Source organism: Paenibacillus sp. XP01 (genome assembly GCF_057364885.1).
The window spans coordinates 4,887,936-4,899,589 of sequence record NZ_CP139481.1; the positions used below are offsets into that span (position 1 = coordinate 4,887,936).

Annotated in this window: 10 protein-coding genes; 1 reads left to right on the forward strand and 9 read right to left on the reverse strand. The window is 48.7% G+C overall.

Annotated features, from left to right (window positions below; all coding sequences use genetic code 11):
- Nucleotides 1–107 precede the first annotated feature (107 nt).
- From SNR34_RS22025 to SNR34_RS22065, 9 genes are all read right to left on the reverse strand, one after another.
- Entirely contained in the window at nt 108–1,373 is a 1,266-nt protein-coding gene (locus SNR34_RS22025) for an adenosylhomocysteinase (RefSeq protein ID WP_236416635.1), read from the reverse strand.
- Between the two features lie 52 nt (nt 1,374–1,425).
- A complete protein-coding gene (gene bshC / locus SNR34_RS22030; protein ID WP_486180174.1) occupies nt 1,426–3,057 on the reverse strand; it encodes a bacillithiol biosynthesis cysteine-adding enzyme BshC in 1,632 nt (543 codons plus the stop codon).
- Nucleotides 3,058–3,247: 190 nt separating this feature from the next.
- Entirely contained in the window at nt 3,248–5,017 is a 1,770-nt protein-coding gene (locus SNR34_RS22035; protein ID WP_236416637.1) for an ABC transporter ATP-binding protein, read from the reverse strand.
- Between the two features lie 17 nt (nt 5,018–5,034).
- Entirely contained in the window at nt 5,035–5,949 is a 915-nt protein-coding gene (locus SNR34_RS22040; protein ID WP_236416638.1) for an ABC transporter permease, read from the reverse strand.
- Between the two features lie 2 nt (nt 5,950–5,951).
- Nucleotides 5,952–6,884, reverse strand: coding sequence for an ABC transporter permease (locus SNR34_RS22045; protein WP_236416639.1), 933 nt, complete (start codon nt 6,882–6,884; stop codon nt 5,952–5,954).
- A 191-nt stretch (nt 6,885–7,075) separates the two neighbouring features.
- A complete protein-coding gene (locus SNR34_RS22050; RefSeq protein ID WP_486180175.1) occupies nt 7,076–8,782 on the reverse strand; it encodes a peptide ABC transporter substrate-binding protein in 1,707 nt (568 codons plus the stop codon).
- Nucleotides 8,783–8,934: 152 nt separating this feature from the next.
- Nucleotides 8,935–9,309: a DUF3397 domain-containing protein gene (locus SNR34_RS22055; protein ID WP_236416641.1), complete on the reverse strand. Its 375-nt coding sequence runs from the start codon at nt 9,307–9,309 to the stop codon at nt 8,935–8,937.
- A 17-nt stretch (nt 9,310–9,326) separates the two neighbouring features.
- Nucleotides 9,327–10,274: a ketopantoate reductase family protein gene (locus tag SNR34_RS22060; protein WP_486180176.1), complete on the reverse strand. Its 948-nt coding sequence runs from the start codon at nt 10,272–10,274 to the stop codon at nt 9,327–9,329.
- 143 nt (nt 10,275–10,417) lie between these two features.
- Nucleotides 10,418–11,068 carry an RsfA family transcriptional regulator gene (locus SNR34_RS22065; RefSeq protein ID WP_339273852.1) on the reverse strand — a complete coding sequence of 217 codons (651 nt, stop codon included), beginning with the start codon at nt 11,066–11,068 and terminating at the stop codon, nt 10,418–10,420.
- Nucleotides 11,069–11,378: 310 nt separating this feature from the next.
- On the opposite strand from SNR34_RS22065, the gene SNR34_RS22070 reads away from it, so the two are divergent.
- Nucleotides 11,379–11,615, forward strand: coding sequence for a DUF2626 domain-containing protein (locus tag SNR34_RS22070; protein WP_095289941.1), 237 nt, complete (start codon nt 11,379–11,381; stop codon nt 11,613–11,615).
- Nucleotides 11,616–11,654: the final 39 nt, after the last annotated feature.

Consider the following 11,654-nt stretch of genomic DNA (forward strand, 5'->3'; position numbering starts at 1 on the left):
TGTACGATGCCGTACATGCCACATCTACATCATTTTATACCTTTCGAACCAGATGTTCTGCTAGTAATTTCTGGGTCTCCCGCCATGACCGAGATCCCGACCCGGAATCAGAACTTCCAGCTGTCCAAATACTTCTCTTGCTCCGGCGACAAGGCGTCGATCGCGATGTCAAGGCTCTCCAGCTTGTAGCTGGCGACTTGGCGGTCAATTTCATAAGGCACGTTAACCACGTTTTTGCCCAAATCCGCATAATTCTCGCTTACATAGCGCAGGCCAAGAGCTTGAAGCGCAAACGTTGTGTCCATGATTTCGGCCGGGTGTCCGTCCGCCGCGCCCAGGTTGACAAGGCGTCCTTCGGCCAGAAGGTACATTTTGCGTCCATCCTTGAAGCGGTACTCCTCGATGTTGCGGCGCACGGTACGAATCGAATCCGATCGCTTGGCCAGCTCCGGCTTGTTTACTTCCACGTCAAAGTGGCCTGCGTTGCTAAGAATGGCTCCGTCTTTCATGACATCGTAATGCTCGCCTGTAATAACGTCTTTGTTGCCCGTTACCGCGATGAAGAAATCGCCAAGCTTGGCAGCTTCCAGCATAGGCATGACCCGGAACCCGTCCATATGCGCTTCCACGGCCTTGATGGGATCAATCTCGGTGACGATGACGTTCGCGCCCAGTCCTTTGGCACGCATGGCCACGCCTTTGCCGCACCAGCCATACCCCGCAACAACGACCGTTTTTCCCGCAACAACCAGGTTGGTCGTACGGATGATTCCGTCAAATGCAGACTGTCCCGTACCGTACCGGTTATCGAACAAGTATTTGCAATAGGCGTCATTCACCGCAACCATCGGAAATTTCAGTTCGCCTTCTTTCGCCAACGCTTTCAGACGAATAATGCCCGTTGTCGTTTCCTCTGCCCCGCCGCGAATCGTTGCGGCCAGGTCTGGCCGTTCGGATGCGAGAATGGTAGCAAAATCGCCGCCATCGTCGATAATCAGGTCCGGCTTGGCTTCAAGCGCACGAATCTGCAGTGCTTTGAATTCCTCCGCGCCTGGATTGTGCTTTGCATAAACGGTCACTCCGTCCTCAACGAGTGCGGCGCACACATCATCCTGTGTCGACAGCGGATTGCTGTGGGTGATGGTGACTTCCGCTCCCCCCGCTTGAATGACCTTGGCCAAATACGCCGTTTTGGCTTCAAGGTGAAGACAGATGGATACCTTAAGTCCCTTGAAAGGAAGATCCTGTTCAAACTGACGGCGAATGCGATTCAACACCGGCATGTGCGCTTCTACCCAATCGATTTTAAGATGACCTTCCGGCGCAAGCGCCATATCAGCAACAATGCTGTTCTGCAAAGCAGGTGTAGTCATACCTTCATCCTCCTAAACATGTGATTGCTTCTATATCTTTTCGAGCTTTCGATTACAACCGGATGACCTGGTGCTGCCCGGTGAATTCGGATTGGCTTCCAATCAAACGCTCGATCCACTCTGTACCATACTGGTTCAAGTAAAATAGAACGTTATGGACCCTCTCCTGCGGTTTGTTCGTTGGGAAAAGGGAAGCCTGGATACCATTCCAGTGACGCAGCCCCGCTTCATGTTTCTCCGCAATGGCCCGATGCGTCTGCTGCTGCATATATTGGACCTGTTCTCCAATCTTGCGCAAATTGGTTTCGCCGATTCGCCCAAGTCCGGCTTGGATTTCCGCCAATCGGTCCAGCAGCGGCCGGTACACGGTTTCTATAGCCTGTTGTGCTTTTGCAAACTCTTCCTCCACAGCCAACGTTTCCTGGCCGTCCAGCCATTGCTGCTTGCGCTCTTCAAGACGATACTGAACATCCTGAAACGAAAGACCGTATTGCTGCATATGTTTGTGGTGGATGTCTTCCAAAATGGTAAAAGAAAGACGCGGCAACAGAATGGGCATTTGCAAACCAAACTGTCTGAAGGCTTCACGGGTCAATCCCCAATATGAAATCTCTCCATGTCCCAAAATAACGGCCAGAACCGGCAGCACAGAGTCTTGCATTAACGGCCTTGTCAGCACGTTGTTGCTGAAACGTTCGGGATGTTCGGCGAGCTCCTGAAGCAGCCGGTCTTCCGTGAAGGACACCAGTCCCTTCCGATCGCCGAATAAGCCATCCTTGTAAGTTAACAACAGGCGTGCACCCTGATGGATGTAGAACAAATTGGCCCCGTCTTCGGCAACTTCTGCCGGCATGTCATAGCCAGCCCCCACAACCTGGGAAGCTCCTTGCAAATAAGCGTGTCGCAGTACATCGTTCTTGCGAATCATGTTCGCAAACACCGGCTGTTCCAACGCCCGCAGTCCCTGCTCTGCCGCATCCATAAGAACAAGCCCGCTTCCTCCGAACAGGGCGGACAACATTCTGGCAAACGCATCGCTGAGATTGGAGCTGGATTCGTGAATGTCCCTAAGCAGTTTAACCAGTCCCGGTTTATGTACTGTATCAGGCAAGAGCTGTTCCACCTGCTCGATGGCATTCTTCCATTGGTCTGCATCCACATGAACGCTGCTCACCGAATCCCGTCCGCTAAATCGCCCGTGCAGCTTTACTTTGACGATGTTCCCATTGCGGTCGGGCAAGAACGTGTGATTCACCTCGTCCCAGTCATGGTCTTCACCCGCAATCCAGAAAACGGGCACGACAGGACGCCCGAGCTTGGCTTCGGCTTCTCGTGCAGCCGCAATCACACTGGCAGCCTTGTAAATAACGAACAACGGACCTGTAAAAAGACCGCTCTGCTGTCCGCCCGTCACAACCAGCGCACCTTGCTGGCTCAATCGTTCCAGCGATTGACGAACTTCCGGGTGATCGTTCAAACGCCGATTATATATACTCAAGTATTCCACCAGATTCTGACGATGCACTCGCGCGTTTTCGGTTTCATCCAGCCATTGGGCACGCGCCGAGAGATTGGAATCAAAGTGAACGTCATATTCATAAAGGGCTCTCACAGCATCACGCGAACAAATATAATCTTCAGCCAGCCGTGATCCGCTGCGGAGCGCCTCGGGTATTCCTTTCATGAGGTCTGCCTCCTATTCTGCTTCAAAGAGCCTTTCTTGATTGTACTCAATAGTAGGCCTCTACGTCAAAAGAAAGTATGCCTTGTTTCCTTAAATTCCAGCTTTAACTATGATAACAATTGAAAACAAAAAACCGCCGATCGCTCGGCGGTTTGATTAAATCGATAATGGCATCTGGCTTGATGACATATTATACGTACGGTTCTGCTACCCAGTGCCCTTTGGATACTTCGATCAATTGGGCATTTTGCAGATTGTAAGGATCGTTTACAGGACCGCCCGAAGCATTCTGAATCGGTCCGGATTGTTCGTCCGGTAGCAAAATGCGGCGTTTGCTGCGTTCCACCTCGGGATCCGGAACCGGAATCGCCGACAGCAGCGTTTTGGTGTAAGGGTGCACCGGATTGGAGTAAAGCTCTTCGCTTTCTGCCAGTTCCACCACTTTCCCCATGTACATTACCGCAACGCGGTCACTGATATGTTTAACCATGGAAAGATCATGCGCAATGAACAGGTAAGTCAGGCCAAGACGCTGCTGAAGTTCTTCCAGCAATTTGACGACCTGAGCCTGAATCGAAACGTCCAACGCCGACAACGGCTCGTCACAGATAATGAATTTAGGGTCAACGGCCAAGGCGCGTGCAATCCCGATCCGTTGTCTTTGACCACCCGAGAATTCGTGCGGGTAACGCAGCGCATGGCTTGGATTCAACCCGACCAGGTCAAGCAGTTCCTCTACCCGTTTTTTCCGTTCTGCTCGGCTGGAAGCCAAACCGTGGATATCCAAAGATTCACCGATAATATCCATGACATTGAAACGCGGGTTCAACGATGCATATGGATCTTGGAAGATCATTTGCATGTCTTTGCGCATTTCTTTCATCTTGCGGGGAGACAGCTTATAAATATCCGTTCCGTTGAAGTTTACGTTTCCGCCCGATGGTTCGTACAAACGCAGAATCGTACGGCCGGTTGTCGATTTACCGCAACCCGACTCGCCTACAACGCCCAGCGTTTCCCCTTCGAAAATGTCAAAGCTCACATCATTAACGGCTTTCAGGATGTTGCCTTTGCCCAGATTGAAGTATTGTTTGAGGTTTTTAACCTGCACGAGAGGTTTGTTTGCTCCTTTAACAATGCCTACCGGAGTCGGTTTTTCCTTTTTAGGCTCATCCAAACGCGGCAGAGCGTTCAGCAATTTAATCGTGTATGGATGCTGAGGATTGCTGAAAATTTCATCGGTTGTACCTGTTTCGACAACCTCGCCTTCTTTCATGACCACGACACGGTCACACATACCTGCTACGACGCCAAGGTCATGCGTAATCAGCATGATGGAAGTGCCGAGCTTTTGCTGCATGTCTTTCATAACATCCAGAATTTGAGCCTGGATCGTTACGTCAAGCGCTGTAGTTGGTTCGTCCGCGATCAGCAAGGATGGGCGGCAAGCCAAGGCAATGGCGATCATTACACGCTGACGCATACCACCTGAAAATTGGTGCGGATAGTGCCCCATCCGGATTTCCGGGTTTTTGATGCCGACAAGCTTGAGCATTTCCAGGGCGCGGGCTTCCGCTTCCTTTTTGGACATGTTCTGATGCTTGCGAAGCACCTCGGTAATTTGTTTACCGACTTTGATCGTTGGGTTGAGCGATGTCATCGGATCTTGGAAAATCATACCGATATCTTTACCGCGAATCGCTTCCATTTCTTTATCCGTTTTATTCAATAGGCTCTGACCTTGAAAAACGATCTCTCCATTTTTAACGATGGAAGGCGGGGAGGGGATCAGCTTCATGATGGTCTGAGCGGTAACGCTTTTACCACTACCGGACTCACCAACGATTCCCAGCGTTTCTCCTTTGCCTAATTCGAAACTAACATTTTTTACGGCATCAAATACCCCCGAGCGCGTTTTAAACGAAACGCTCAGATCTTTGACTGTTAAAATCGTCTCCATAATCCCACCTCCTATTTCTATTTACGTAATTTCGGATCCAGCGCATCCCGGAGTCCGTCGCCGAGCAAGTTGAAAGCAAGCATCGTCAATACCATCAGGCCGGCAGGGAACCACATCCGCCAAGGATACAGCGTCCAGCCTGTAAGAGCGTCATTGATCATCGATCCCAGGGAAGATCTCGGAGCGGATACACCCAGACCAAGGAAGCTCAGGAACGCTTCCGCAAAGATCGCATTCGGGATAGACAATGTCAGTGTAACGATAATCGGGCCAACCGCATTAGGCAGCAAATGACGGAACAACTGGCGTCCCGTGCTTGCACCCATCGAGCGTGCAGCGAGAATAAAATCTCTGTTTTTCAGCTGCATGATCTCCCCGCGAACGATCCAGGACATGCTGATCCAGCCGGTAATCGTCAAGGCGATAATAATGGTCGTCAAGCTTGGCTCCAGAACGACCAGCAGCAGGATAACAACCAGCATATAAGGAAGAGAGTACAAAATTTCGGAGAACTTGTTCATGATTCCGTCTACGCGTCCGCCGTAAAAACCCATGATCGCACCATAAATGACCCCGATCACAAGGTCAATCAAGGCAGCCGCCAGGCCGACCGTCAGGGATACGCGTGCACCGACCCAAGTTCTTACCCAGATATCACGGCCGAGTTCGTCCGTGCCGAACCAATGCTCTGCGCTTGGCGCCATATTGGCGTTCAACAAATCATTGGAGTAATAGTTGTAGCTTGTAAAGATCGAAGTTGGACCAATGATCGAAAAAAGAACAACAAGGATGAGAACGCCCAAGCTGATCATCGCAACTTTGTTGCTTGCCAGCCTGTACATCGCGTCTTTCCACAGCGATACGCTTTCCTGCGATTTTACCGCCGGGGCAGCATTCGCCGTTTGTGCATTTTTATTATTTGAGCCAGACAACGTTATGCCCCCTTCTTGCTTTCCAGCTTAATTCTAGGATCAACCAGTACATAGGCGATATCTGTCAAGAAACGAGCGAGCATCAACAGAACGCCGTAAAAGATCGTGATCCCCATAATCATCGTATAGTCACGGTTTGTAATACTTTCGACAAACACTTTACCAATACCGCCGATGTTAAAGATTTGCTCGATAACGACCGAACCGGTGATGATGTTTGCAGTCATTGGACCCACATAAGTTACGACCGGCAAAATGCCGTTACGCACAACGTGTCTGAACATGATAGCAGGCCATTTCAAACCTTTGGCTTTCGCTGTTTTGATATAATCCGCATGCAATACTTCCAACATGCTAGAACGGGTCAAACGGGCAATGAACGCGATCGGGGATGCCGAAAGCGCGGCTACCGGGAGAACGTAGTCAAGCGGGCCATCGAAGCCCATGACGTTGAACCATCCCAACTTGTAGGCAAACACGTACTGGATCAGTGACGCCAGCAAAAAGCTCGGCACGGCGATCCCGATGACGGCAAGTACCATCGTAATATCGTCGATCAGCTTGCGGTGGTAGACTGCCGCCAACAAACCTAGCAGTACCCCCACGACGATCGAAATGATGATCGCAAAGATGCCGAGACGCAACGAAGCCGAAAACGTTTGAACGATCATATCGGAAACGTCCTGATTCAGGTATTTCATGGAAACGCCGAAATCACCTTGCACGATCCCGCCCATGTACTTCAAATACTGCTCAAACAGGGATTTGTCCAATCCGTATTTCTGCTCGAGCAATGCCCGGATTTCAGGAGACACCTTTTTCTCGGAGGTAAAAGGGTCTCCCGGAATGGCTTTCATCAAGAAGAATGTTGCCGATGCCAGTATGAAAAGCGATAGCAGCACGAATAGCAGTTTTTTCAAAACATACTTAACCAACCCTTGCACACCTCCAAAAACAATATTTTGTATACAAATCGATTGTAGAATTAGACAATGCGTCTTGTCCAATCCAGTTATCGGAAATTTCAAGAATTATAAGGAAAATCGGCTCACATACAAAAAAATCGGGATATATATGGAAAACCACATATATATCCCGAAGCATTCATATAGACTTCAGAACAACTTTACTTCGCTTCCAAATATGCGCGAGTGAAGTCGATCGCTCCACTAAAATCAAGTTGTACGCCTTTCAGGTAAGGCTTAGTCAAAGATACGTTAGTGTAATAGTAGATTGGCAGGACCGCCATGTCGTCCTGAACCAGGACTTTTTCAGCGTCAGCAAATGCAGCCATACGCTTAGCAGGATCAGTTTCTTTCACAGTTGCTTTAACGTCTTTGTCGAACTGTTCGTTGCTGTATTTAGGATCATTGTTTGTGTTGCCAGTTGTCCACATTTCCAAGAAGTTGTACGGATCGTTATAGTCCGCAGACCATCCCGCACGAGCGATTTGGAAGTTTTGGTTTTGGCGGTTCTCAAGGAATACGCCCCACTCTTGGTTTTCCGTTTTCACGTCAACGCCAAGATTTTGTTTCCACATATCAGCGATCGCCAGAGCAATTTTCGCATGACCGTCACTTGTGTTGTAGATCAAAGTAACTTGCGGCAAAGTTGTGTAGCCTTCTTCTTTCATACCTTCTTCAAGCAATTTTTTAGCTTGTTCTACGTCTTCTTTGAAGTAGTCGTCTTTGTGTTCGTCACGGAATTCGCCGTTTTCACCGCGGATACCTGGAGGAACGAAACCGAATGCCGGAATTTGTCCGCCTTGCGTTACTTTGTCAACGATCAGTTGACGGTTGATCGACATCGCGAAAGCTTGACGGATTTTTTTGTTGTTGAAAGGTGCTTCATTTACGTTAAACAAATAGTAATACGTACTTGCAATACCTGTAGCTTTGAACTCGTCCGGCAATTCAGCTTTTACAGACGGGATTTGATCCGTAGGAACTTCACCGTTAGGTGCACCCGTGTAATCCAATTGACCGGATTTGTAAGCTTGCAGTTCGGATGCGCTGCTGCTAGTCAGGGACATGTTGATTTCAGACAGTTTGATTTCGCTTGCAGCATGGTAAGATTCGTTTTTCTTCACAACGATTTTTTGACCTTTAAGGAAAGAATCCATTGTGAACGGTCCGTTAACGATCATGTTTTTGTAATCCGTAAAGAACTTGTCGTTTGTATCAGCAGACTTGTGTACTGGGTAGTACGTATAGAATGCTGTCAAACCCAAGAAGTAAGGCGTTGGGTTTTCCAAAGTTACTTCCAGTGTATGCTCATCGGTAGCTTTCACACCAACTTGGGAGAAATCAGTGATTTTTTCGCCTTTGAACGTTTCGTCAGTGCTGCGGTTGAAGCCTTCCGCACCTTTAATGTAGTAAAGCTGATAAGCGTAAGGAGATGCTGTTTCCGGTTTCAAAGCGCGTTCCCAAGAACGAACGAAGTCTTCCGCAGTGATTGGATCGCCGTTGCTCCATTTCGCTTCAGGGTCCAAGTTAAACACATATTTCAGGCCGTCTTCAGAAACCTTCCAGTCTTTAGCAACGCCTGGAGCTTCTTTGCCGTCAGCGTCAATGCGAACGAGGCCTTCATACAAGAATTTCAGAACCGTGTTGGTTTGGCTGTCTTTTGCTTGTGCCGGGTCCAACGTAGGAGGTTCAGCTGTCAGGTTAATTTTGAGCACTTGGTCTTTTGCAAGACCGGCTTCTTCGCCTGCAGAACCAGTTCCTGTGTTGTTGTTGCTGCTTGTGCCTTCATTTTTCGATCCGCACGCTGCAAGTACGGTACCGAACGCCAAAATCAGCGTCAAAAGGACTAATAGACTTTTCCTTTTCATCTAACACTTTCCCCCTAAATTGATGTGGTTTATGTTTATAGATTATACAACCACCGGTCAAAAAAATCTACATTACTTTTTCAGAAAGTAATGTTTTTTTTCACTTTTCGACAAATTCGACACCGTTTTCGAAGTTTTTGTGTTATGTATGCTCACATGATATTGATAAAATATCTAAAAAGCCCAAATACAGTAAATAGAATATAAGAGAAGCTCATCACGACGAAAGCCATGCGCCAAACGACCCGGAACATTCGAACCCCGTCGACCCTGCCCTTAAGCCTATTTTGGGCTCCTCCGATCAGTCCCAGCGCGATTAGTATGAGGAGAAGGGTCAAATAAAATCCAAATTGCGTATCAAATGTCAAATTGAATAATGCCGAGACCGAAAAAATCAAAAATAGAGTCGTTACGTCCATTGCGACTTTGAAAGCAGCCCGCTTGTTCTTCTTCCATGCAACCATGGCCAAATACGTAATGATAAACGGGAAAAAGGGCAGCACGCTCAATCCGATGAAAATTCCCATCAACTCACTCCTTCCGTTTACATGCCTTCAATCAGGCGATACATCGTTTCATGCATCGGAGCCGGCAAACCGTAACGCTGGGCAAGCATGACGAACTGGCCGTTGATCGATTCAATTTCAGTGCGGCGCCCGGATTGAACATCTGCCAGCATCGAAGAGGTATTGGAAGCCGTCGATCGACATACGGAAAGGATCTGTTCCCACCAGTCCGGGTCCGTTTCGATTCCTGCTGCAGCAAGAATGTTCATTCCTTCATCATACAGCTGGCGCATGACAGCAATGCGTTCCTCACGCGACAGCAGTTCACCGTTCGGTATTCTCCACAATGCCGTTAGCGGATTGATGACCGCATTGATCATCCATTTTCTGTGAACCATCCTCTCGATTTGATTCGACGCAATCCCGTCAAATCCTGCCTGGCACAGCATCAGGGCTACATCCGCCGCCGAACTTCGGCCGACATTCGCCGACTGATTTCCACGGGCATCCTTGCTTTCGCCAATCCAAGTTTGGCCATGCCCTGCACGATGCACATCCCCGCCATCGCGTTTTGCCCCTTCGGTCGTGACTGCGCTGAATATTCGCCAAGAAGGAAACGCCTTTTCCAGTTTTTCGATATGTCCCAATCCGTTCTGAAAACAAATTACGTTCACCGGCTTGGTTTGTAGACCGTCCATGCTTTGAATCGCTTCATCCATTCCCGTCTGCTTGACCATTAGAAACAGCCAATCGCCCGGAGCACGATTCCATTCATCAAGAAGCCCGGAAATCGGCTGTGCTTGGACGTTTTCCGGTGAAAGCACGTGCACGGCGCCGCCAGATTCGAGGGCCCGAATTCCTTGAGCGCGCAGCTGCTTCGACTGCTCTTCCGTTCTTGTCCAAAACCGGACTTGGTGCCGTACGGCTTGGAGCTTGGTTCCAAACAGCAGGCCTAGTGCCCCAGCCCCGATAATATCAATAATCATGCGACACCTCTTTTTTCGTTCATCATGCCTTTCTTCTATCTATAATAGAACAAAAATACGAAACAAAAAACCCGTCTGATCCGCCGTTTGTAACGGAGATGTGACGGGCTGGCTCAAATGAGTAGTCCAGAATCATTCACGAACTACTCAATCCGCTCCAAATTTCCATTGGCATCCATTTTGAAGCGAGTCTTGATTTCTTCTTCTTCTTCGGACAAAAAAGCAAGCCTGCGCGCACGATCCATGATCTGGATCAATGCTTTGTAATCGTCGTTCACCACACGATAATCGGTCTGTACTTCACTGACTTCTTTGGACAGCCTGTCATTCTCCAATCGAAGCTCCATTAACTCGTCTTCTTTTTCGCGCAGTTCCTTCTCCAACATCTTCAACTGGCGGCTGGTTTCCTGGACTGTCCCTTTCCATTGCCTCAAGTAACGAATGACTGCATCCATCGATAGGGATTCTTCGGATACTCCATCCGTCTGATACGCATTCTCTTCCGTATCCATCGGCGCTATTGCGGCCACTTGCGGGCCATGCACGGCAGGCTGTTTCCGGAGATAGCTCCGTTTCTGGCGCTGCGCCTTGGCATTGCTGATGGCAGACTCATATTTCTTGCGCACACAGCTGTTCCAGCGAAATCCGCAAGCGGCAGAAGTCCTGCCGATTTTTTCGCCCACTTCCTCAAAAGCTGCGAGCTGGGTACTACCTTCGCGAATATGCCTCAGCGTCACCTCCGCCAAGATCAAATCATCTTCTGTACTCCACGCATCCTGTCTAACTGCAGTCATGCTATATACCCTCCTAACAACATCCATAATAACCATTCACCAGCCGATGCCCGTCGTGTGAATTCAGACATAAAAGCTGCTTTACTCATTCATATGCCTCTCATAGAGTTCATAGAATTGATTTCATACTAAAATGTATTTCCACATTTATTAGCCTCCATACGTAACATATGAAAACAGGGTGAAATATAACTTGTCACCGACCGAAAAGAATTCGCTTTCATGCCCGTTTAGGTTTACACGAATTTCCTTTAACGGTATAATGTTGAGGAAGTATATCTATGAACGTACATAGAGAGGAGGACTAACCGTGGCACGCATGTTTCGGGTACTCGGCTTCTTCACGCTGACCATTGGCCTCATGGCCTTTGCTGGAGATCTCGTTGAAATGGCTTTGCTGTTTTTCCTGCAGACTGCGTTTTTCGTCATTTTGGGATATTTGAAATTTACCGAGAGAACATACATCTTGCTCTTCTGGGGATATATGATCGTAACGTTCACCGGTTTCAGCTATTGGACCGTATTCCAGATGGGACTGCCGCTTTAATCCGCCATCATGCAAGCAATCCGGCTGCTGCCGGGTTGC